The organism is Pseudomonas sp. ABa2 (genome assembly GCF_056676075.1).
Map to the genome: position 1 here is coordinate 2,097,733 of NZ_CM155239.1, position 20,896 is coordinate 2,118,628.

19 protein-coding genes are annotated in these 20,896 nt (G+C 70.1%); 15 read left to right on the top strand and 4 right to left on the bottom strand.

Translation table 11 applies throughout. The features are described 5' to 3' along the window. Window positions 1-9: 9 nt before the first annotated feature. The 4 genes from AC1G9C_RS10350 to AC1G9C_RS10365 are packed head-to-tail and all read left to right on the top strand — an operon-like array spanning window position 10 to window position 4,245. Window positions 10-1,155 carry an efflux RND transporter periplasmic adaptor subunit gene (locus AC1G9C_RS10350; RefSeq protein ID WP_457790513.1) on the top strand — a complete coding sequence of 382 codons (1,146 nt, stop codon included), beginning with the start codon at window positions 10-12 and terminating at the stop codon, window positions 1,153-1,155. Continuing rightward, window positions 1,155-1,835: an ABC transporter ATP-binding protein gene (locus AC1G9C_RS10355; RefSeq protein WP_480410111.1), complete on the top strand. Its 681-nt coding sequence runs from the start codon at window positions 1,155-1,157 to the stop codon at window positions 1,833-1,835. Before AC1G9C_RS10350 ends, AC1G9C_RS10355 begins: the two co-directional genes overlap by 1 nt. Continuing rightward, window positions 1,835-3,049: an ABC transporter permease gene (locus AC1G9C_RS10360; RefSeq protein WP_480410112.1), complete on the top strand. Its 1,215-nt coding sequence runs from the start codon at window positions 1,835-1,837 to the stop codon at window positions 3,047-3,049. The genes AC1G9C_RS10355 and AC1G9C_RS10360 overlap by 1 nt, the downstream gene beginning before the upstream one ends. Next, a complete protein-coding gene (locus tag AC1G9C_RS10365) occupies window positions 3,049-4,245 on the top strand; it encodes an ABC transporter permease (protein WP_397487656.1) in 1,197 nt (398 codons plus the stop codon). The genes AC1G9C_RS10360 and AC1G9C_RS10365 overlap by 1 nt, the downstream gene beginning before the upstream one ends. Here AC1G9C_RS10365 and AC1G9C_RS10370 read toward each other — a convergent pair whose 3' ends face one another. Next, entirely contained in the window at window positions 4,246-5,250 is a 1,005-nt protein-coding gene (locus AC1G9C_RS10370) for a patatin-like phospholipase family protein (protein ID WP_122107768.1), read from the bottom strand. Window positions 5,251-5,354: 104 nt separating this feature from the next. On the opposite strand from AC1G9C_RS10370, the gene selD reads away from it, so the two are divergent. The 10 genes from selD to AC1G9C_RS10420 all read left to right on the top strand — a co-directional run bounded on the left by selD (window position 5,355) and on the right by AC1G9C_RS10420 (window position 16,350). Next, on the top strand, window positions 5,355-6,389 hold the full coding sequence (gene selD, locus AC1G9C_RS10375; protein ID WP_480410113.1) for a selenide, water dikinase SelD: 1,035 nt from the start codon (window positions 5,355-5,357) through the stop codon (window positions 6,387-6,389). Then, entirely contained in the window at window positions 6,389-7,489 is a 1,101-nt protein-coding gene (gene mnmH, locus AC1G9C_RS10380) for a tRNA 2-selenouridine(34) synthase MnmH (RefSeq protein WP_397497210.1), read from the top strand. Before selD ends, mnmH begins: the two co-directional genes overlap by 1 nt. A 76-nt stretch (window positions 7,490-7,565) precedes the next feature. Further along, entirely contained in the window at window positions 7,566-7,844 is a 279-nt protein-coding gene (locus AC1G9C_RS10385; RefSeq protein ID WP_021444222.1) for a hypothetical protein, read from the top strand. After that, window positions 7,844-8,449 carry a flavin reductase family protein gene (locus AC1G9C_RS10390; protein WP_480410114.1) on the top strand — a complete coding sequence of 202 codons (606 nt, stop codon included), beginning with the start codon at window positions 7,844-7,846 and terminating at the stop codon, window positions 8,447-8,449. The genes AC1G9C_RS10385 and AC1G9C_RS10390 overlap by 1 nt, the downstream gene beginning before the upstream one ends. Before the next feature lie 122 nt (window positions 8,450-8,571). Then, on the top strand, window positions 8,572-10,536 hold the full coding sequence (locus AC1G9C_RS10395) for a methyl-accepting chemotaxis protein (RefSeq protein WP_480410115.1): 1,965 nt from the start codon (window positions 8,572-8,574) through the stop codon (window positions 10,534-10,536). 98 nt (window positions 10,537-10,634) lie between these two features. Then, window positions 10,635-11,552 carry an AAA family ATPase gene (locus AC1G9C_RS10400; RefSeq protein WP_397487650.1) on the top strand — a complete coding sequence of 306 codons (918 nt, stop codon included), beginning with the start codon at window positions 10,635-10,637 and terminating at the stop codon, window positions 11,550-11,552. After that, a complete protein-coding gene (locus AC1G9C_RS10405; protein WP_480410116.1) occupies window positions 11,552-12,505 on the top strand; it encodes a DUF58 domain-containing protein in 954 nt (317 codons plus the stop codon). Before AC1G9C_RS10400 ends, AC1G9C_RS10405 begins: the two co-directional genes overlap by 1 nt. Next, window positions 12,502-14,487: a transglutaminase TgpA family protein gene (locus AC1G9C_RS10410; RefSeq protein ID WP_480410117.1), complete on the top strand. Its 1,986-nt coding sequence runs from the start codon at window positions 12,502-12,504 to the stop codon at window positions 14,485-14,487. Before AC1G9C_RS10405 ends, AC1G9C_RS10410 begins: the two co-directional genes overlap by 4 nt. 188 nt (window positions 14,488-14,675) lie before the next feature. Then, window positions 14,676-15,446 (top strand): CHAD domain-containing protein, encoded by a 771-nt coding sequence (locus AC1G9C_RS10415; RefSeq protein ID WP_480410118.1) that lies wholly within the window; start codon window positions 14,676-14,678, stop codon window positions 15,444-15,446. 106 nt (window positions 15,447-15,552) lie between these two features. Continuing rightward, window positions 15,553-16,350, top strand: coding sequence for an acyl-CoA thioesterase (locus tag AC1G9C_RS10420; protein WP_480410119.1), 798 nt, complete (start codon window positions 15,553-15,555; stop codon window positions 16,348-16,350). A gap of 1 nt (window position 16,351) precedes the next feature. Here AC1G9C_RS10420 and AC1G9C_RS10425 read toward each other — a convergent pair whose 3' ends face one another. The 3 genes from AC1G9C_RS10425 to AC1G9C_RS10435 form a co-directional block, all read right to left on the bottom strand. After that, complete coding sequence (locus AC1G9C_RS10425; protein ID WP_480410120.1) at window positions 16,352-16,714, bottom strand: Mpo1-like protein; 363 nt, start codon at window positions 16,712-16,714, stop codon at window positions 16,352-16,354. Between the two features lie 83 nt (window positions 16,715-16,797). Beyond that, window positions 16,798-18,267: a methyl-accepting chemotaxis protein gene (locus tag AC1G9C_RS10430; RefSeq protein ID WP_480410121.1), complete on the bottom strand. Its 1,470-nt coding sequence runs from the start codon at window positions 18,265-18,267 to the stop codon at window positions 16,798-16,800. A gap of 85 nt (window positions 18,268-18,352) precedes the next feature. Beyond that, the gene (locus AC1G9C_RS10435) at window positions 18,353-19,180 is read right to left on the bottom strand and encodes a TatD family hydrolase (RefSeq protein WP_480410122.1); all 828 of its coding nucleotides are present in this window, start codon (window positions 19,178-19,180) and stop codon (window positions 18,353-18,355) included. A 228-nt stretch (window positions 19,181-19,408) separates the two neighbouring features. On the opposite strand from AC1G9C_RS10435, the gene AC1G9C_RS10440 reads away from it, so the two are divergent. After that, window positions 19,409-20,824: an MltF family protein gene (locus AC1G9C_RS10440; RefSeq protein ID WP_480410123.1), complete on the top strand. Its 1,416-nt coding sequence runs from the start codon at window positions 19,409-19,411 to the stop codon at window positions 20,822-20,824. The last annotated feature ends 72 nt before the right edge of the window (window positions 20,825-20,896 follow it).

Genomic DNA, 20,896 nt, shown 5'->3' on the forward strand with positions numbered 1-20,896 from the left:
GAGGCACTTATGCGCGGCTTGTCGATTTCCCTCATTGTTTTCGCCGGTTTATTGGCGGTTGTATGGTGGTGGCAGCGGCCCCAACCGATGCCCGTGCAACTGATCGCGGTGGAGCGTGGCCCGGTGGAAACCCTGGTCGCCAATACCCGCGCCGGTACCCTGAAATCCTGTCGCCGCTCGCGGCTGTCGTTCAACGTCGGCGGCCAGGTCAGCGAGCTACTGGTCGACGAGGGCCAGCACGTCGAGCTCGGCCAGGTGCTCATGCGCCTGCGCCAGGACGACCGCCAGGCGCGGGTCGAGGAGGCCGGCGCACGTCTCGAGGTACGCCGCAGCGAGCGCGAACAGCTGTGCCGCAAAGCCGAGCTGTACCAGCGCGATCACCGCCGCCTGCAGCACCTGGGTGAACGCAAGCTGACCTCGCTCGAGCGCCTCGACCAGGCCGAGACCAAGGCGCGCCTGGCGCAACTGGCCTGCACCGCGCAGCAGGTGCAGATTCGCGAGGCCGAGGCCAACCTGACGCTGCAGCGCTCGCTGCTCGACCAGACCGTGCTGCGCGCGCCCTTCGCCGGGGTGGTGGCGCAGATTAACGGCGAGCTGGGCGAATTCGTTACCCCGTCGCCGCCGGGCATTCCGACCCCGCCGGCGGTGGACCTGATCGACGACAGCTGCCTCTACGTCGATGCGCCTATCGACGAGGTGGACGCCGGCCGGGTGCGTATCGGCATGCCGGTGCGGATCAGCCTGGACGCCTTTCGCGGCCGCCATTTCCATGGCCAGGTCAGCCGCATCGCGCCCTTCGTGCGCGAGCTGGAGAAGCAGGCGCGCACCGTCGACGTCGAGGTGCGCTTCGCCCAGTTGCCGGTGGACGTGACCCTGCTGGCCGGCTACAGCGCCGACGTGGAAATCCTCCTGGAGCAGAGCGCCGGCAGCCTGCGCATCCCCACCGAGACCCTGCTGGAGGGGCGCCGGGTGCTGCGCTACGACCCGGCCACCGGCGTGTTGCGCGAGGTCGAGCTGAACACGGGGCTGGCCAACTGGCGCTGGACCGAGGTGCTCGACGGCCTGCACGAGGGCGAGCGGATTCTCGCCAGCCTCGACCGCGAGGGACTCAAGGACGGCATCGCGGTGGTCTCGCGCAGCGCGGAAGCGCAGTGATGATCCGCCTGCAGGGGGTGACGCGCGGCTTCGCCAGCGGCGAGCAGCGGGTCGTCGGCCTGGCGGCGCTGAATCTGCAGATCGCCGCCGGCGACTACCTGGCGGTGGTCGGCCCGTCCGGCTCGGGCAAGTCGACCCTGCTCAATATTCTCGGCCTGCTCGACGTGCCGGATGCCGGCGAATACTGGCTCAACAATGAGGCCACCGTGGCGCTCGACGAGCGTCGCCGCGCCGAGCTGCGCAGCCGGCATATCGGTTTCGTGTTCCAGGCCTACCACCTGATCCCGCGCCTGAACGTGCTGGAAAACATCGAGCTGCCGATGCTCCTGGCCGGCATCGACCCCGCCGAGCGGCGCCGTCGCAGCCGCGAGCTGGCCGAACGCCTCGGCCTCGGTCAGCGCCTGTGCCATCGCCCGGCCGAGCTGTCCGGCGGTCAGCGTCAGCGGGTGGCCATCGCCCGCGCCATGGTCATGCGCCCGGCACTGCTGCTGGCCGACGAGCCCACCGGCAACCTCGACAGCCAGGCCGGCAGCGAGGTGTTCGCCCTGCTCGAAGCGCTCAATGCCGAAGGCCAGACCCTGGTGGTGGTGACCCACGACCTGCAGCATGCGGCGCGCGCACGGCGCCAGCTGTGGCTGCACGACGGCCAGGCGCGGCCACCGCAACTGCGGGTGGCCTGATGCGCGCCGCCGACCTCTGCGCCCTGTGGCTTGGCGGGCTGCGCGGGCACCGTTCGCGCAGCGCCATGCTGCTGCTGGCGATCGCCATCGGCGTGTTCGCCGTGGTGCTGCTCAGCGGCCTGGGCGAGGGCGCCCGGCGCTTCGTCATCGGCGAGTTCGACCAGCTCGGCCGCCACCTGCTGATCGTGGTGCCGGGGCGCAACCAGACCACCGGCGGCATGCCGCCGGTCACCGGCCTGGCGCCACGCGAGCTGACCCTCGGCGATGCCCTGGCCATCGCCCGCCTGCCGCAGGTGCGCCGGGTGGCGCCACAGCAGTCGGGGCGCGCCGAGGTGCGCGCCGGCAGTCGCCACCGCGAGACGCTGATCGTCGGTACCGACCACCACTTCTTCGCCATGCGCGGCCTGCAGCTGGCCCAGGGCCAGGCGCTGCCGGCACTGGCCGCGGGCCAGGGCGAGGCGGTCGGTGTGCTCGGCGCACGGCTGCGCCGCGAGCTGTTCGGCGACGGGCCGGCGCTGGGCCAGTGGCTGCGCGCCGGCGACCGGCGGCTGCGGGTGATCGGCGTGCTGGCCGAGCGCGGCGAGTCGCTGGGCATGGATTTCTCCGACAGCCTGTTGATACCCCTGGCCAACGCCCAGGCGCTGTTCGACCGCGAGGGCCTGCTGCGCATCTTCGTCGAGTTGCGCGGCGCCAGTTACCTGGACAGCGCGCAGCGGGAGATTCGCACCAGCCTGAGCCGGCGTCACCAGGGCAAGGAGGATTTCACCCTGGTCGGCCAGGACGCCCTGCGCGGCACCTTCGAGCAGATTCTCGTGCGCCTGACCCAGGCGCTCGGCGGCATCGCCGCGATCAGCCTGCTGGTGGCCGGCATCCTGGTGATGAACGTGACCTGGATTTCGGTCAACCAGCGCACCGCCGAGATCGGCCTGCTCAAGGCCCTCGGCGCCAGCGCCGGACAGGTGCGCTTGGTGTTTCTCGGCGAGGCGCTGCTGCTGGCCCTGGTCGGTGCGCTGGCTGGCCTGCTGCTGGCCGAGCTGCTGCTGTGGGGCGCGCGTCTGGCCACCGCGCTGCCGTTGCATGCGCCGGGGTGGGCGCGGCTGGTCAGCCTCGGCCTGGCGCTGGCCTGCGCCGCACTGTTCGCCTGGCTGCCGGCCAACCGCGCCGCCAGCATGGCACCGGTGCAGGCGCTGCACGGCGCGGCGGGGGGCGGCTGATGCAACTGCGCGACGGCCTGCGCCTGAGCGGCTCGGCGCTGCTCAGCCGGCCCCTGCGCAGCCTGCTGACCCTGCTCGGGGTGGCCATCGGCATCGCCGCCATGGCCCTGCTCACCGCCATCGGCGACGGCCTGCGTGGCTACGTGCAGGACAACTTCGCCCAGTTCGGCACGCGCAACCTGACCATCCGTCCGGGCATGACCCGCACCGGCGGCCTCGGCGGCGTGCTCAGCAACGTGCGCCCGCTGACCATCGCCGACGCCGATGCGTTGCGCCGCCTGGCCCACGTCGAGGCGGCGGTGCCGATCATCCAGGGCAACGGCGACATCCAGTTCGCCGGCCTGACCCGTTACACCGGGGTGCTCGGCTGCGGCCACCAGATGGCCACGGCCTGGCGCCTGCCGCTGGCCCTCGGCCAGTTTCTTCCCGAGCCGCGCGACGGCCGCTCGCCGCCCTACGTGGTGCTCGGCCACACCCTGCGCCAGGAACTGTTCGGCGCGGCCAACCCGCTGGGGCAGACGGTGCGGGTCGGCGGCACGCGCTTTCGGGTGATCGGGGTGATGGCGCGCCAGGGGCAGTTGCTCGGCTTCGATATCGACGACATCGCCTACGTGCCGGTGGACTGGGCCGAAAGCCTGTTCAACCGCGACGGCCTGGCCAAGATCAACCTGGTGTTCAACGCCGGTATCGCCGCGCCGCAGATGAGCGAGCGGGTGCGCCGGCTGCTGATCGAGCGCCACGGTGAGGAGGATTTCAACCTGACCACCCAGGACGACATGTTGCGCAGCCTGGACCGCATCCTCGCCATGTTCAGCGTCGCGGTGGCGGCGCTGGGCGGTATCTCGCTGCTGGTGGGGGCGGTGGGCATCCTCACCATCATGACCACCGCGGTGGCCGAGCGCGCGGCGGAAATCGGCCTGTTGCGCGCGGTCGGCGCCACCTCGCGGCAGGTGCTGGCGCTGTTTCTCGGTGAGGCGTTGCTGCTGTCGCTGCTCGGCGGGCTGGCCGGGCTGCTGCTGATGGGCGCGCTGCTCGGCGCGCTGCAGCTGGCGCTACCGGGGCTGCCGCTTGCCGTGCAGCCGGGGGTTCTGCTGCTGGCGCTGCTGCTGGCGGCGTTGGTCGGGGTGCTCTCCGGCATCGCCCCGGCGCGGCGGGCGGCGCGCCTGCAGCCGGTCGAGGCGCTGCACAGCGAGTGATCAACGCTCGCGCTCGTAGCGCTCGAGGGTGTCGCGGGCGATCTGGCGGCCGAGCATGATCAGCTCCGGCGCCTTGTAGAACTCGAAGAAACGGCACACGCGCTTGGGCACGTTGATCAGGATGTCCGGCGGGTAGCCGGCGATCTTGTATTGCGCCAGCGAGGTCTGCATCACCTCGAAGCTCTGGTTGACCAGCTCCAGCAGCGAGGCCGGGCCGCTGAACTCGGCGACCCGCGAGCCGCTGGCGGATTTCGGCACGGCGCCGGCGGCGTTGCGGTTCGGCGCCGCGGCCGGGCCGATGGCGTCGGCCTGTTGCTGCTCGGCGGCCAGCAGCAGGACGTCGTCCTCGCTCTTGCGGCGGAAGCTCGGCAGGCGCGAGCCGAGCGTGGTCATCAACTGGTCGATGCGCCCCTTGAGCGCGGCCGGCCGCTCGATCACCGGCAGCTGGTAGTGGCTCTGGTTGGTGGCGTTGAGGTTGACCGCGATGATCAGGTCGCAGTGGCTGGACACCACCGGCACGATCGGCAACGGGTTGAGCAGGCCGCCGTCGACCAGCATGCGCTTGCCCTGGATCACCGGGGTGAACAGGCTGGGAATCGCCGCCGAGGCGCGCATCGCCTGGTGCAGGCAGCCTTCCTGGAACCAGATTTCCTGCTGGTTGGTGAGGTCGGTGGCGACCGCGGTGAAGGGGATCGCCAGCTCCTCGATATTGATCTCGCCGACTATGTCGTGGATACGCCCGAACACCCGCTCGCCGCGGATGGCGCCGAGGCGGAAGCTGACATCGATCAGGCGCAGCACGTCCAGGTAGTCCAGGCTCTCGGTCCACTCGCGGTACTCGCGCAGCTTGCCGGCGGCGAAGATGCCGCCGACCACCGCGCCCATCGAGCAGCCGGCGATGCAGCCGATCTCGTAGCCGCGCGCCTGCAGCTCCTCGATCACGCCGATATGGGCGTAGCCGCGCGCGCCCCCCGAGCCCAGTACCAGCGCCACTTTCTTGCTCATAGGAAAAATCCCCCGTCGATGTTTCGACCTTACTCGCGCAAAGGCGCTGCGCCAAGGCGGTCTTTGCTAGAATCCGCCGCCAGTCGTCGATGCAAGAGAGAGACATGAGCGAGCCGATTCGTTTGACCCAGTACAGCCACGGCGCCGGTTGCGGCTGCAAGATTTCCCCCAAGGTGCTGGAGGTGATCCTCGCCGGCAGCGGCGCGCAGAACCTCGACCCGCGCCTGTGGGTCGGCAACGCCTCGCGCGACGATGCCGCGGTCTATGCCATCGACGAAGAACGCGGGGTGGTTTCCACCACCGACTTCTTCATGCCCATCGTCGACGATCCCTACGACTTCGGCCGCATCGCCGCGACCAACGCCATCAGCGACATCTACGCCATGGGCGGCGACCCGCTGATGGCCATCGCCATTCTCGGCTGGCCGGTCAACCTGCTGGCCCCGGAGGTCGCCCGCGAGGTGATCCGCGGCGGCCGCGCGGTGTGCGACGAGGCCGGCATTCCGCTGGCCGGCGGCCACTCGATCGACGCCCCCGAGCCGATCTTCGGCCTGGCGGTGACCGGCCTGGTGGACAAGCGCCATATGAAGCGCAACGACACCGCTACCGTCGGCTGCCAGCTGTACCTGACCAAGCCGCTGGGCATCGGCATCCTCACCACCGCGGAGAAGAAAGCCAAGCTGCGCAGCGAGGACGTCGGCCTGGCGCGCGACTGGATGTGCACCCTGAACAAGCCCGGCAGCCGCTTCGGCAAGCTCGCCGGGGTCAAGGCGATGACCGACGTCACCGGTTTCGGTCTGCTTGGGCACCTAGTGGAAATGGCCGACGGCAGCCGGCTCACCGCGCGGGTGGCATTCGCCCAGGTGCCGCGCCTGGCCAGCGTCGAGCATTACCTCGAGCAGGGCTGCGTGCCCGGCGGCACGCTGCGCAACTTCGACAGCTACGGCGACAAGATCGCGCCGCTACCGGAGCTGGCCAAGCTGCTGCTGTGCGACCCGCAGACCAGCGGCGGCCTGCTGATCGCCGTAGCGCCGGAAGGCGAGGCCGAGTTCCTCGCCGTCGCCGCCGAGCTGGGCCTGCAGCTGGCGCCCATCGGCGAGATGGTCGAGCGACAGCGCCACGCGGTCGAGGTGCTGTGATGCGGGACAACAGCGCCGACTACCGCGATATCTTTCTGGGCGACCGGCCGATGATGGACGCCCGCGCGCCGGTGGAATTTCTCAAGGGCGCCTTCCCCGGGGTGGTCAACCTGCCGCTGATGGACGACCTCGAGCGGCAGAAGGTCGGCACCTGTTACAAGCAGCACGGCCAACAGGCGGCCATCGAGCTGGGCCACCAACTGGTCAGCGGTGCGCTGAAGGACGAGCGCATCGCCGCCTGGGCGGCCTTCGCCAAGGCCCATCCGGACGGCTACCTGTACTGCTTTCGCGGCGGCCTGCGCTCGCAGATCGTCCAGCAGTGGCTGAAAAGCGAGGCGGGTATCGACTACCCGCGGGTGATCGGCGGCTACAAGGCGATGCGCGGCTTTCTCCTGGAAACCAGCGAGCAGGCGGTGGCCGAGTGCGATTTCGTCCTGGTCGGCGGCATGACCGGCACCGGCAAGACCGAGGTGATCGGCCAGCTGGACAACGCCCCGGACCTGGAAGGCCACGCCAACCATCGCGGCTCCAGCTTCGGCAAGCGCGCCAGCGCCCAGCCGGCGCAGATCGATTTCGAGAACGCCCTGGCCATCGACCTGCTCAAGCGTCGCGCGCGCGGCCAGCGCCAGTTCGTGCTGGAGGATGAGGCGCGGCTGATCGGCCGCTGCTCGCTGCCGCTGCCGCTGTACCAGGCCATGCAGGACTACCCGCTGGTGTGGCTGGAGGACAGCCTGGAGCATCGCGTCGAGCGCATCCTCAAGGCCTATGTGGTCGAGCTGTGCGCCGAGTTCGTCGCCGTCCACGGCGAGGAGGGCGGATTCGCCGCCTTCGCCGCGCGCCTGCGCGAGAGCCTGGCCAACATCACCCGGCGCCTGGGCGGCGAGCGCTACCAGCGCCTGGCGGCGATCATGGACCAGGCCCTCGGCGAGCAGGCCGCCGCCGGCCAGGTCGACACCCACCGCGGCTGGATCGAGGCGCTGCTGGTGGAGTACTACGATCCGATGTACGTGTTCCAGCGCGAGAGCAAGGCCGGGCGCATCGAGTTCGTCGGCGAGCAGCAGGCGGTGGTGGAGTATCTGCGTCAACGCGCCGGACGCTGAAGCGGGCACTTTCCCCGGGCGCCGGCGTCCTACACTGGGTCAATCCGTAGTCATGTCCTTGTAAGGAGTGTGGTCGATGAAACATTGGATCTGTTTGCCGGTACTGGCCCTGGTGCTGAGCGGTTGCGCCGGCAAGACGGTGTACCGCGACACCTGCGCCAATCAGCTGGACGCGGCCTGGAAGGAGCTGAGCATCGCCGAGGCCGAAGGCTTCGCCGGCACGGTCAGCTACTCCAAGGCGCTGTCGCTGCTCACCGCGGCCAAGACCCAGCAGCAGTTCGAGGCCTACGAGGGTTGCACCAGCAAAGCCGAGCGGGCGCGCTTCTACATTCGCGAATCGCGAGCGGGGCGCTGATGCAGCTCGACTTCGCCACGCTGAGCCCGCTGGAGGCCTACCGTTGGCTGGCCGCCAGCGTCACCCCGAGGCCCATCGCCTGGGTTTCCACCCGTTCCCCGCAGGGGGTGGCCAACCTGGCGCCGTTCAGCTTCTTCCAGGTGATCAGCGACAAGCCGCCGACCCTGCTGGTCAACGTCAACACCCGCGACGACGGCAGCCTCAAGGACAGCCTGCGCAACGCCCAGGCCAGCGGCGAACTGGCGATCCAGTTGGTCAGCTTCGCCCAGGCCGAGGCGATGAACGCCAGTGCAGCGATACTGCCGCACGAGGTCAGCGAGTTCGCCCATTGCGCTATCGCCAGCCTGCCGTGCGAGCGCATCGACGTGCCGCGGGTGGCTGGCGCGCCGGTGACCTTCGAGTGCCGGGTGGCGCAGATTCAGCCCTATCCGGCGGCGAACCCCAACTGCCACCTGATCTTCGCCGAGGTGCTGCTGGCGCATATCGACGACGCTGTGCTCAGCGAGCAGGGTCGCCTCGACCCGCTCAAGCTCGACCTGATCGGCCGTCTCGGCGGCAGCGCCTACTGCCGCACCACCGAGCTGTTCCAGATGCAGCGGCCATGAATCCGCTCTGGAAACGACCTTCAGTTAGCTGATCCTGCCATTTCAGGCCCTGCTGGCTTGTCGCCAGCAGGGCGGCGCTCCTATGTTCGGCCATTCGCGGCGAGCAGTAGGCGGGGGTGGTCATGGGGAGCGCGTGGAGCAATCGGCTGGCCAGTCTGAGCACGGCCAGCAAACTGATGTTGGGTTTCGCCCTGGTGCTGGGGCTCACCGCGCTGGTGGCCGGCACCGGACTGCTGGCGCTGCGCGAGGTGAACGCCGGGGCGGCGCTGCAGCAACGCATGAGTGCGCTCGGCGAGCAGGTGCTGCACATGCGCCACAGCGAGCAGGCCTTCGCCCTGGCCGGCGATCCGCAGCAGGCCGCGCGCCTGGCCGAGCAGGCCGAGGCGATAGTGCAGGCCAGCGCCGCCCTGCAGGGCGAACTCGATGAAGGCACCGCGGCGATCCTGGCGCCGCTGGCGCCGGCGCTGGCCGACTACCGCGCCGCGTTCGCCCGTTACGTGGAGCTCACCGACAACATGCAGCTGTCGCTGCAGGCCGCCGACTGGCTGGTGGTCAGCGCCGCCAACAGCCTCGACCTGCTGCAGGAGGGCCTGGCCGAGGACGGCGTCGACCTGCTCAAGCGCAGCCAGGGCGAGCAGGGCGGCGAGGCGGTGCTGCAGGCCGGGCAGGTCGGCAAGATTCACCAGTTGCTGTTACAGGCGCTGGATCAGGCCCGCCAGCGCTTGGAGGCGAGCCGCCGCAGCGAAGTGCTCGAGCGGGTCGAGATCGCCCAAGCCGGCGAGGCCCAGGCGCTGGCCGCCGAACTGCGCGATGCGCTGAGCGATCCCGGCTACGCTGCGGTGCTCGGCGAGGTGGTGGTCAATGTCGACTCCTTCAACGAGCGGCTCAAGGAATACGCCGAGCAGCTGCAGCAGCAAAAGCAGGTTTACCTGCAGCTGGTGGCGCAGATCGAACAACTGCTCGGTCAGGTCGAGCAGGCCCTAGGCGCCCAGCGCCAGGCCATGCAGGCCGCGCAGCAGGCGAGCAGCACCCTGATCCTGCTGGCGGCGGCCCTGGCCCTGCTGGTCGGCCTGGGGGCCGCGCTGGCCATCAGCCTGGCCATAGTGCGGCCGCTGAAACGGGTGATCGGCCTGGCCGAGCGCATCGCCGCCGGCGACCTGAGTGCGCGCATCGAAATCGACCGGCGCGACGAGATCGGCCAGCTGCTCGGCGCCATGCAGGCCATGGCCGGCAACCTGCGCGAGATGGTCGGCCGTCTGCAGGGCGGGGTGACCCAGCTGTCCAGCTCGGCGCAGTCGCTGTCGACGGTGACCGAGCAGACCCGCCAGGGGGTCAACGGGCAGAAGCTGGAGACCGATCAGGTGGCCACCGCCATGAGCCAGATGACCGCCACGGTGCATGAGGTGGCGCGCAACGCCGAGGCCGCCGCGGCTTCCACCGAGCAGGCCGATCGGCGCGTCGACAGTGGCAGCCAGGTGGTGCGCCAGACCCTGCAGCGCATCGACCAGCTGGCCGGCGCGATGGACGCCACCACCTCCAGCATCCAGCGCCTGAGCCAGGACACCCAGCGCATCGACGCGGTGCTGGAGGTGATCAAGAACGTCGCCGAGCAGACCAATCTGCTGGCGCTCAACGCCGCCATCGAGGCGGCGCGTGCCGGCGAGCAGGGCCGCGGCTTCGCTGTGGTCGCCGACGAGGTGCGCGCCCTGGCCAAGCGCACCCAGCAGTCCACCGCCGAGATCGAGGCGCTGATCGCCGCGCTGCGCGAGGGCAGCCGCCGCGCGGTGGCCGACATGGCGCAGAGCGCCAGCCTGGTGAGCCAGACGGTGGAGGGCGCCAACCAGACCGAGGGCGCGCTGACGGCCATCGCCGAGGCGGTGGCGCGGATCTTCGAGATGAACCAGCAGATCGCCGCGGCGGCCGAACAGCAGACGGCGGTGGCCGAGGAGATCAACCGCAGCGTCACCTCGATCCGCGATATCGCCGATCAGTCGGCCAGCGCCATGGAACAGACCGCCGCCTCGAGCATCCAGCTGGCCGAGCTGGGCCGCGAGCTGCAGGGCATGGCCGGGCATTTTCGTCTGTAAGGGCGGGCGCGCTCACAGTTTCGTCAGCAAAGATTGCATAGCACTTTGCCGTACCTGAGTGGCCCAGTAGCATCGGCGGTCTGCATAAGGAGCCAACGATGCGAAGCAAACTGGACGCCTGCCTGGACTCGGTCAATCAGGTGCTGCTGGGCAAGGAGGCGCAGGTGCGCCTGGCGCTGACCTGCCTGCTGGCGCGCGGTCACCTGCTGATCGAAGACCTGCCCGGCATGGGCAAGACCACCTTGAGCCATGCCCTGGCGCGGGTGCTGGGGCTGAGCTTCCAGCGTATCCAGTTCACCTCCGACCTGTTGCCCGGCGACATCCTCGGCACCTCGGTGTTCGACAAGGACAGTGGCCAGTTCGTCTTCCACCCCGGGCCGATCTTCGCCGAGCTGGTGCTGGCCGACGAGATCAACCGCGCCACGCCGAAGAGCCAGAGCGCGCTGCTCGAAGCCATGGAGGAGGGCCAGGTGACCATCGAGGGCGCCACCCGGCCACTGCCCGAACCCTTCTTCGTCATCGCCACGCAGAACCCGGTGAGCAGCGGCGGCACCTTTGCCCTGCCGGAATCGCAGCTGGACCGCTTCCTCATGCGCCTGTCGCTGGGTTATCCGGCCCAGGCGGCGGAGAAGGCGCTGCTGCTGGGCGACGCGCGGCGCGAGCTGTTGCCGCGGCTGCAGCCGATTCTCGACCATGCCGAGCTGGCCCGGCTGCAGGCCGAGGTGCCCAAGGTGCGCGCCAGCGATGCGCTGATCGATTACGTGCTGCGCCTGGTCGAGGCCACCCGCAGCCAGCCGCAGTTCGCCTGGGGCCTGTCGCCGCGCGCCAGCCTGGCGCTGCTGGCCGCGGCGCGGGCCTGGGCGCTGCTGGCCGAGCGCGACTACGTGATCCCCGAGGACGTGCAGGCGGTGCTGCCCTCGGTGGTCGGCCACCGCCTGCGCGAGCGCGCCGACCCCACCGGCCATGGCGGCGGCAGCCTGGTGCAGTGGCTGCTGCGCGAAGTGCCGGCGCTCTGATGCGCGCCGCGCTGAAACCGCTGTGGAGCCGCTGGCTGGCGCGGCGCATTCCGCCGGCGGCCAGCGTGCGCCTCAATCAGCGGCGCATCTTCATCCTGCCCAGCCGGGTCGGCGCCGCCTATGGCCTGGCCCTGCTGCTGATGCTGCTGGTCGGCATCAACTACCAGAACAGCCTGGCCTACGGTCTGACCTTCCTGCTGATGGCGGTGTTCGTGGTCGCCATCCTGCACACCTATCGCAACCTGGCCGGGCTGGTGCTCAAGGCCGGCGGTGGCGGGGCGGTGTTCGTCGGCGAGCAGGCGCGCTTTCGCGTGCGTCTGGAAAGCCGCGAGCGCGAGCACCAGGCCGTGGCCCTGGGTTGGCCGCCGGCCGAGCTGCTGGCGCGCGACGTGCCGCGCCAGGGCCAGGCCGAGCTGGAACTGAGCCTGCCGGCGCAGCGCCGCGGCTGGCTGCGCCCGGGCCGGCTGCGGGTGGAGAGCCGCTTTCCCCTCGGCCTGCTGGTGGCCTGGAGCTGGGTCGATCTGGATCAGGCGGTGCTGGTCTATCCGCGGCCGCTGGAGGGCGCGCTGCCGCTGGCCGCCGGCCTGGGCGCCGAGGACGAGGAGGGCATGCGCGCCCGCGGCCAGGGCGCCGACGATTTCCAGGGCCTGCGCGACTACCAGCCGGGCGACTCCAAGCGGCGCCTGGACTGGAAGGCTTATTCGCGCGGCCAGGGCCTGCTGGTCAAGGAGTTCGCCATGCTCGGCGGGCGCGACCTGTGGCTGGACTTCGAGCAGTTGGGCGGCGATGCGGAGCTGCGCCTGTCGCTGCTCTGCCACTGGGTGCTGCAACTGGCCGAGCGGCAGCAGGCGTTCGGCCTGCAGCTGCCGGGGCAGGTGATCGCCCCGGACTCCGGCGAAGGCCATCGCGACGCCTGCCTGCGCGCCCTGGCGCTGTTCGGTGAACCGGCATGAGCACACTGCCGGGCATTCCGCGCATCGCCCTGACCTGGCTGCTGGTGGCCCAGGTGCTGGTGATCCTGCCGCACCTGGTGCACCTGCCGCTGTGGATGATCGCCCTGTGGCTGGGCGCCGCCGCCTGGCGCGTGCAGATCTTCCGCATGCGCGCGCGCTACCCCAACGGCTGGGCCAAGGGCGGCCTGATGCTGCTGGTGCTGGCCGGCATCCTGCTGTCGCGCGGCACCCTGGTGGGGCTGGACGCGGCGGTGGTGCTGCTGATCGCCACCTTCGTCCTCAAGCTGGTGGAGATGCGCAGCCGGCGCGACGCCCTGGTGCTGATCTTCCTCGGCTTCTTCTGCGTGGTGACCGCTTACCTGTTCGACGACGGCATCCTCGCCGCGCTGTACAGCCTGCTGCCGGTCACCGCGCTGCTCGCCGCGCTGGTGGGGCTGCAGCACAGCGGTTTCGCCGAGCGGCCCTGGCCGACCCTGCGCCTGGCCGGCGGCCTGCTGCTGCAGGCGCTGCCGCTGATGGTCATGCTGTTTCTGTTCTTCCCGCGCATGGGCCCGCTGTGGTCGCTGCCGCTGCCCAGCGACAAGGGCGTCACCGGCCTGTCCGACAGCATGGCGCCGGCCGATATCGCCGAGCTCAGCCGCTCCTCGGCGCTGGCCTTTCGTGCCAGCTTCGACGGCCCGGTGCCGCCGCGCGATCAGCTGTACTGGCGCGCCCTGACCCTGGAGCGCTTCGATGGCCGGCGCTGGTCGCAATCCAGCTACGCCGAGTTGCCCGTGGCGCCGCAATGGCGCCAGACGGGCGAGCCGCTGGACTACAGCATCGTCATGCAGCCCAGCGGCAAGCCCTGGCTGTTCGCCCTCGACGTCGGCGAGCTGGCGCAGGACGAAGGCCGCATGATGAGCGACTTCCGCTGGCAGCGGCGGCGCCCGGTGGATCGCCCCTTGCTCTACCAGGTGCGCTCCTGGCCGCAGGCACTGCGCGAGGCGGACGCCGAACCGCCGGCGTTGCGCCGCGCGCTGCAACTGCCCGAGCAGGGCGATCCGCGCAGCCGCGCCTGGGCCGCCGAGCTGCAGCGTCAGCATCCGCAGGCCGATGCGCTGGTCGCCGCGCTGCTGCAGCATTTCAACCGCGAGCCCTACGTCTACACCCTGCGGCCGCAGCCGCTGGGCGCGGACAGCATCGACGACTTCCTGTTCCACACCCGCCGCGGCTTCTGCGCCCACTACGCCGGTGCCATGACCTTCGTCCTGCGCGCCGCCGGCATTCCCGCGCGGGTGGTGGCCGGCTACCAGGGCGGCGAGCTCAACCCCGGCGGCAACTACATCCAGGTGCGCCAGTTCGATGCCCACGCCTGGGTCGAGTACTGGCAGCCGGGCCGCGGCTGGCGCAGCGTCGATCCCACCTTCCAGGTGGCTCCGGAGCGCATCGAGCAGGGCCTGGAGGAAGCGCTGGCCGAGGAGGACGGTTTTCTCGACGACCAACCCTTCTCGCCGCTGCGCTACCGCGAACTGGCCTGGCTCAACCAGTTGCGCCTGAACTGGGAAAACCTCAACTACGGCTGGCAGCGCTGGGTGCTGGGCTACCAGGGCGAGCAGCAGTTGCGGCTGCTGCAGCGCTGGTTCGGCAGCCTCGACTGGCAGCGCCTGGCGCTGGCCCTGGTCGGCAGCGGCACGCTGCTGCTCGGCCTGCTGGCGCTGTGGTTGCTGAGGCCCTGGCAGCAGCGTCGCGACCCACAGCGCCAGGCCTTCCGCCGCTTCGAGCAGCTGCTGGCGCGGCACGGCGTGCGGCGCCAGGCGGGCGAGGGGCCGCGTGCCTTCGCCGAGCGCGCGGGTCGCGAACTCCCGGCCCAGGCCGCAGCGATCCAGGCCTTTTCCCGCTGTTTCGAGGCCCAGCGCTACGCCGGCCAGCCCCCCTCGCGGGCGGCCCTGCGCCAGGCGCTGGGTGAGTTGCGCAGGGCCTTGCCCTGGCGCCTGTTGCGCTAGGGCGCGGTCTCGCAATAATCACCTGGGGTGCGCCGTGCGCACCGCGAGCGACGGGATGCCCGGTGCGCATGGCCTGGGCGGCCCCGCGATACGCTACGCGCCGGTATCACTTAGGGTGGACGACGCTCTTTTCATCCACCCTAGGTCCGGCAGTGGTGAATGACCGATCCGAGTAAGGGGACGTGCGTATGAAGGGGTTCGTCGAGCGGATTCTGGCCCGGGTGCTGGCGTTGCAGGTGCGTCTGTACGCCTGCCAGGCGCGTCTGGCAGGTGCCACCGACGCGGAAGCCCTGCACGATCTGCGTATCGCCCTGCGCCAGCTGCGCAGCCTGCTGCGACCCTTGCGCGGTTTGCCGGCGGTGGACGCGCTGGAGCAGGGCGCCGCCGTGCTGGGGCGCCTCAGCGGGCCGTTGCGCGACCGCGAGGTGCTGACGGTCGAGCTGCGTCGCCTGGGGCTGAGCGAGTTGGCCCAGGCCGGCGAGGCGCGGCGGGTCGCCGGACATGCCGTCGTCGCCGCCAGTCGCGAGCTGGCCGACTTGCTGCTGCTGCTCGATGCCTGGCCGGGCAACTGGCGTCAGGCCGCAGCCGAGGGCCAGCTGCGCGGCGTGGGCAAGCGCATCCGCCGCCGTTTGCGCCGTCAGCAGCGCCAGCTGGCGCGTGCCCTGCGCGACCCGGCGCACGACCGCCACCGCCTGCGCCTGCTGATCAAGCGGGTGCGTTACGCCGCCGAGGCCTATCCGCTGCATAGCGGCCTGGACGCCGCGGCGCAGGGTCGGTTGAAGCGCGCGCAGAGCGAGCTGGGCGACTGGCACGATCACCTGCAATGGCTGGCGCAGAGCGATTCCAGCGAGGCCCTGCAGCCCTGCCGCGCGGCCTGGTTGCAGGCCCAGGCGGCAGCCGAACGGCGCGCGGACGAGGCGCTGCTGGCGCTGCATGGCGACTTCCTGCTGGAGAAATAAGGCGACATTTTCGCCGGAACTATGGCCGAATAACCATCCTTTCGGCCTATCGTTCGGCCTCCACCATCCCCTAAGATTGACGCCATCTATCGTTTGCGAGGTGGCTATGACCTTTTCCGAATTGCTGCAGGCCGTGCGCGGCAACCCCGAGGCGCTGGTGATTCCGCCGCTCTGGGGCCAGGGGCGCGCCAGTTTCGGCGGCCTGGTGGCGGCGCTGGCCTTCGAGGCCATGCGCGCCAAGGTGCCGGCGGGGCGCCCGGTGCGCTCGCTGGCCATCACCTTCGTCGGCCCGGTGGCGGCGGACGTGCCGGTGAGCTTCCAGGCCGAGGTGCTGCGCGAGGGCAAGGCGGTCAGCCAGCTGTGCCTGCGCGCGGTGCAGGACGGCCAGGTGGTGACCATGGTGCAGGGCAGTTTCGGCGCCGCGCGCGCCTCGGCCATCGACGTGGCGCCGCTGCCGGCACCGCAGATCGAGCCGGCCGAGCGTTGCCAGGAGCTGCCGTACCTGCGCGGCGTCACCCCCGAGTTCACTCGCTTCCTGGCCATGCGCTGGGGCATCGGCGGCATGCCCTTCACCAACAACCCCTCGCGGCAGATGGGCGGCTGGGTACGTCTGCACGGCGAGACCGAGCCGCAGGCACTGAGCGAGGCGCATCTGCTGGCGCTGGTCGATGCCTGGCCGCCGGCGGTGCTGCCGCATTTGAAGAGCCCGGCGCCGGGCAGTTCGCTGACCTGGACCATCGAGTTCGTCCAGCCGCTGCGGGAGCTGAGCACCGAGCATTGGTGCCTGTACCGCGCCGAGATCGAGCACGCCCGCGACGGCTACGGCCATATCGCCGCGGCGTTGTGGAGCCCGGCGGGCGAGCTGATCGCCATCAGCCGGCAGACGGTGACGGTATTCGGCTGAGTCAGTGCCGCTTGCGCCGGCGCCAGGCGCGCCACCAGGCGCCGCTGAAGAGAAAGCGCGGGAAGGTCACGCACTGTTCCAGCAGCAGGCGTTTGACCGCATCGCGCTTGCCGGCGAAGGGCTCCGGCGCCTGCTGCTCGAAGCGGTGACCCTGGCGCTGCAGGGCGAGGGCGGCCAGCAGGCCGATGGCGCCCAGTGCCAGGGGTACGAAGCCCAGGCGCCACAGGCCGATCAGCAACAGCGCGGCCGACAGCAGAAACAGCGGCACGGCCAGCAGGTGCAGCAGCAGGTTGGTCGGGTGCCGGTGCTGCTCGGCGTAGTGGCGCCATTGCCAGGCCAGCAGGTTGGGGCGGCGTTTGCTCATGCTGCATTCCTCTGGGTCATGCAACGAGTCTAGGCCGGCCGCCTGGGCCCCGGCGAATTGCCCCTGGCTATGGCGCAGATAGGTTACAGGCGCAGCTGGCGGATCGCCTGGCTCAGCTCGCCGGCCAGCTCGGCCAGTTGCTGGCTGGTGGCGGCGGAGTCGAGGGTCTGACCGACGGTCTGCTCGGTGACGTCGCGGATGCCCACCACCGAACGGCTCATCTCCTCGGCCACCTGACTCTGCTGGGCGGCGGCCACGGCGATCTGGGTATTGCTGTCGCGCATCAGCGCCACCGCGGCGGTGATCGCCGCCAGCGCCTCGCCGGCTTCCTGCGCCAGCTGCACGCAATGGTTGGCGCTGTCGGAACTCTCGCGCATGAACTCCACGGCGTCGCGGGTGCCGGCCTGCAGGTGACCGATCATCTGGGTGATTTCGTCGGTGGAGTCCTGCACCCGTTTGGCCAGGTTGCGCACCTCGTCGGCCACCACGGCGAAACCGCGGCCCATCTCGCCGGCACGCGCCGCTTCGATGGCGGCGTTGAGCGCCAGCAGGTTGGTCTGCTCGGCGATGCCGTGGATCACCCCGACCACCCGGTTGATGTGCTGGCTGTCCTCGGCCAGGCGCTCGATGGTACCGGCGCTCTGCTGCACGCCGCGCGACAGCCCGGCGATGGACTGCTCGACGCGACCGACCGCGGCCTGGCCTTCGCGGGCCAGCTGGTCGGCGTTGTGCGACTGGTCGCGGGTGCTGCCGGCGTGTTCGGCGATGTGCTGCACGGTGGCCGACATCTCATTGATCGCGGTGGCCGCCTGGTCGGTCTCGCTCTGCTGGTCGAGCATGCCCTGGCGCACCGCGCCCATGCGCTCGGCCATGCTGCGCGTGCCGCTGTCCAGTTCGGCGGCGACCTGGCCGACGGTGCCGACCACACGCTGGTAGCCGGCCTGCATGGCGTTGAAGGCGGCGGCCATCTGGCCGACCTCGTCGCGGCCCTCCAGCGGCACGCGCAGGGCCAGGTCGCCGCTGCGCTCTACCTGCAGCATCACGTCCTTGAGGGTGTTGAGGTGGCTGAGCAAAAAGCGGATCAGCAGCTGCGAGGCGGCCAGAAGCAGCAGCATAAGTCCGGCCACGGCGCCGGCGTAGGCCAGTGCGTGCTCGGCGAACAGCTGGCGCAGGCCGGGCGCGCGGGTCAGCAGGGCCATGCGGCGACCGTCGCTCAGGGTCGCCAGCTGCGCGCCGATCAGCAGGGATTCGCTCAGCCAGGGATCGTGCGCCAGCGCCTGCCAGCCGCTGGCGTCGGCCTGACCCAGGGCGCCGGGCAGGCGTTCGCCATCTTCCAGCGTGTGCAACTGCGCGAGGGCCGGTAGCGCCGCCTGCGCCGGCCAGTGCGCCAGCAGGCGCGCCTGCTCGGCCGCGGCCTGGCGGGCATCGACGGCGCGTGCGCGTTGTTCGGTATGCAGGGCGAACAGCACCAGCAGCAGGCTGGTGGCGAAGGCCACGGCGTTGACCGCCCAGAACTTGTACTTGAGGGAAATATCGCTGATCCAGGCGCCCATGCTTTGTAGTGTCCGTGTAAGACAGCCGCTATTGGCCAAATGCCAGCAGTGTCGTCGAGACCCGGGGCACAAGTGTTGACCGGGATCAAGACTCCGCTGCGGCGCGCTCCGCCAGTGGCGGCAGGGCGAAGAAGGCGCGGGCGCAGGCAGTGGTTTCGGCGGCCAGCTGCGCCTGGCTCTGGCCGCGGTGCAGCGCCACCTCGCGCAGCACTTCGCCAAGGAAGGCCGGCTCGTTGCGCCCGTTTTTCGGCTTGGGTCGCAGGCTGCGCGGCAGCAGGAAGGGTGCGTCGGTCTCCAGCATCAGACGGCCGCCGGGGATGTCCTTGAGCAGTGGATGTAGGTGGGTGCCGCGGCGCTCGTCGCAGACCCAACCGGTGATGCCGATATGCAGGTCGAGATCCAGATAGGCGTAGAGCGCCTGGCGCTCGCCGGTGAAGCAGTGCACCACCGCCGCCGGCAGCCGGTCGCGAAAATCGCGGAGTATCTCCAGCAGGCGCTGGCTGGCCTCGCGCTCATGCAGGAACACCGGCATATTCAGCTCGGCGGCCAGCGCCAGCTGCTGCTCCAGGGCCTTCTCCTGCAGCGGTCTGGGGGAGAAATCGCGGTCGAAGTCCAGTCCGCATTCGCCCACCGCGCGCACCTCGGCTTCGCCCAGCAGGGCCTTGAGCCTGTCGGCGCTGGCGCCGTTCCAGCTGCTGGCGTCGTGCGGATGTACCCCGGCGGTGCTGAACAGTCGCTCGCCGCTGCCGTCCAGCCGTCGGCACAGCGCCAGGCTGGCTTCGCTTTCGGCCAGACTGGTGCCGGTCAGCAGCATCTGGCAGACGCCGGCGGCGTAGGCGCGCTCGAGCAGGGCTTCGGCCTGCGCGGCGAGGCTGGGGTGGGTCAGATTGACGGCGATATCGATGAGTTGCATGGTGCCACCTGGTCTGGGCGAAGGGGGAGCATAGCAGAAGCATTCCGTTCGTCAGAAAGGCAATTAGAAACAATAAGTTGGCGACGCTTTTTAAGATTGATGCAAGGTTGCGGGCTGGCGCCGCCGGCGCCAGCTGTGCGACCCTCCGCGCCCCGCGCGAAGCTTGGGAACTTGTTTCGCGGGTTGTGCTCTGAGTCCGGCGGCCTGCCGCCCATCCCTGGAGAATCGATGTCGCGATTGCTGTTGATCCTGTGCCTGCTGGCCCTGCTGCCGCTACCGGCCAGCGCGCGCCTGATCGGCCCGCCGGAAGTCGGCAGTCAGGCCCGCAGCGCCCGCGACCTGCCGGCGATCCGCAGCAGCGGCGAGCTGCGCGTGCTGGTCAACCAGAGCCGCAACAGCTCGGGCTCGGTCAAGGGCCAGAGCATCGGCGTCGAGTACCACCGCCTGCGCGCCTTCGAGCAGTACCTCAACCGCAACGCCCGCGACGGCCGCAGCCTGCGCCTGAAGATTATCCCCAAGGCCAAGGACCAGCTGCTCGGCGCCCTGCAGCGCGGCGAGGGCGATCTGGTGGCGCCGGGCGAGTTGCTCAACGTGCGTGCCGGGCGCGACGTCAGCGCCAGCGCGGCGATCCGTCGCGAGGTGCCGCTGGTGTTGGTGGCGAAGCAGGGCAACCGGCATTACCGCAGCCTCGAACAACTGGCCGGGCGCAGCCTGTCGCTGCCGGCCGGCAGCGCGGTGGGCGAGGCGCTGCGCAAGGTCAACCAGCAACTGGCGGCGCGCAAGCTGCCGCCGATCGTGGTGGAGTGGGTCGACCCCAGTCTGGCGGTGGAGGACGTGCTGGAAATGGTCCAGGCCGGCATCTTCGAGCGTACCGCGGTGGAACTGCCGATCGCCGAGCGCTGGGCCAAGGTGATGCCCAAGCTCAGGGTGGACAGGCACCTGGTGCTGGCGCGTGACGGCGACATGAGCTGGTTCGTGCGCCCGGATGCGCCGATGCTGCGCGCCAGCATCGACCGCTTCTTCAGCGGCTACCAGAGCCCGGCCGACCAGGACGCCGCCTTCCAGCGCGTCTACCGGCGTCTGTACAAGGTCCATTCGCCGCTCGGCCGCACCGAGCGCCAGCGCCTGGAGCGGGTGCGCCCGGTGCTGCAGCAGCATGCCGAGCGTCAGGGCTTCGACTGGCTGCTGCTGGCGGCGCTGGCGTTCAAGGAGTCGACCCTCAACCCCTCGGCGCGCGGCGCCAGCGGTGCCACCGGGCTGATGCAGATCACCCCAGCGGCGGCGCGCGCCGTCGGCGTGAGCAATATCGCCAGCCTGGACGGCAATGTGCTGGCCAGCAGCAAGTACCTGGCGATGATCCGCCGCACCTTCTTCAACAGCCCGCAGCTCAACGAGCGTGAACGCATGGCCTTCATCCTGGCGGGCTACAACCTCGGCCCGCAGCGGGTGCAGAGCCTGCGCGCCGAGGCACGCAGGCGGGGCCTCAATCCCAATCAGTGGTTCTTCCAGGTCGAGCGTGTGGCCATGGAGCAGATGGGCATGGGCGTGGTGAGTTATGTGAATGCGGTGAATAAGTACTACCTTGCTTATGACCGTGAGCGCTATCTGCTCGAACCGCAAAGACAGCGGCTGACGGCCAACTAGCTATCTATCAATTCGATATTAATTAGTGGTTTTTTGCTGTTTTTAAATCGAATTAATTGGTTATTCTGTGCG

What these genes read in the sequence shown, in the direction of transcription:
- AC1G9C_RS10350 (WP_457790513.1), top strand. Translation starts at nt 10, where the DNA reads ATGCGCGGCTTGTCGATTTCCCTCATTGTTTTCGCCGGTTTATTGGCG.
- AC1G9C_RS10355 (WP_480410111.1), top strand. Translation starts at nt 1,155, where the DNA reads ATGATCCGCCTGCAGGGGGTGACGCGCGGCTTCGCCAGCGGCGAGCAG.
- AC1G9C_RS10360 (WP_480410112.1), top strand. Translation starts at nt 1,835, where the DNA reads ATGCGCGCCGCCGACCTCTGCGCCCTGTGGCTTGGCGGGCTGCGCGGG.
- AC1G9C_RS10365 (WP_397487656.1), top strand. Translation starts at nt 3,049, where the DNA reads ATGCAACTGCGCGACGGCCTGCGCCTGAGCGGCTCGGCGCTGCTCAGC.
- AC1G9C_RS10370 (WP_122107768.1), bottom strand. Translation starts at nt 5,250, where the DNA reads ATGAGCAAGAAAGTGGCGCTGGTACTGGGCTCGGGGGGCGCGCGCGGC.
- selD (WP_480410113.1), top strand. Translation starts at nt 5,355, where the DNA reads ATGAGCGAGCCGATTCGTTTGACCCAGTACAGCCACGGCGCCGGTTGC.
- mnmH (WP_397497210.1), top strand. Translation starts at nt 6,389, where the DNA reads ATGCGGGACAACAGCGCCGACTACCGCGATATCTTTCTGGGCGACCGG.
- AC1G9C_RS10385 (WP_021444222.1), top strand. Translation starts at nt 7,566, where the DNA reads ATGAAACATTGGATCTGTTTGCCGGTACTGGCCCTGGTGCTGAGCGGT.
- AC1G9C_RS10390 (WP_480410114.1), top strand. Translation starts at nt 7,844, where the DNA reads ATGCAGCTCGACTTCGCCACGCTGAGCCCGCTGGAGGCCTACCGTTGG.
- AC1G9C_RS10395 (WP_480410115.1), top strand. Translation starts at nt 8,572, where the DNA reads ATGGGGAGCGCGTGGAGCAATCGGCTGGCCAGTCTGAGCACGGCCAGC.
- AC1G9C_RS10400 (WP_397487650.1), top strand. Translation starts at nt 10,635, where the DNA reads ATGCGAAGCAAACTGGACGCCTGCCTGGACTCGGTCAATCAGGTGCTG.
- AC1G9C_RS10405 (WP_480410116.1), top strand. Translation starts at nt 11,552, where the DNA reads ATGCGCGCCGCGCTGAAACCGCTGTGGAGCCGCTGGCTGGCGCGGCGC.
- AC1G9C_RS10410 (WP_480410117.1), top strand. Translation starts at nt 12,502, where the DNA reads ATGAGCACACTGCCGGGCATTCCGCGCATCGCCCTGACCTGGCTGCTG.
- AC1G9C_RS10415 (WP_480410118.1), top strand. Translation starts at nt 14,676, where the DNA reads ATGAAGGGGTTCGTCGAGCGGATTCTGGCCCGGGTGCTGGCGTTGCAG.
- AC1G9C_RS10420 (WP_480410119.1), top strand. Translation starts at nt 15,553, where the DNA reads ATGACCTTTTCCGAATTGCTGCAGGCCGTGCGCGGCAACCCCGAGGCG.
- AC1G9C_RS10425 (WP_480410120.1), bottom strand. Translation starts at nt 16,714, where the DNA reads ATGAGCAAACGCCGCCCCAACCTGCTGGCCTGGCAATGGCGCCACTAC.
- AC1G9C_RS10430 (WP_480410121.1), bottom strand. Translation starts at nt 18,267, where the DNA reads ATGGGCGCCTGGATCAGCGATATTTCCCTCAAGTACAAGTTCTGGGCG.
- AC1G9C_RS10435 (WP_480410122.1), bottom strand. Translation starts at nt 19,180, where the DNA reads ATGCAACTCATCGATATCGCCGTCAATCTGACCCACCCCAGCCTCGCC.
- AC1G9C_RS10440 (WP_480410123.1), top strand. Translation starts at nt 19,409, where the DNA reads ATGTCGCGATTGCTGTTGATCCTGTGCCTGCTGGCCCTGCTGCCGCTA.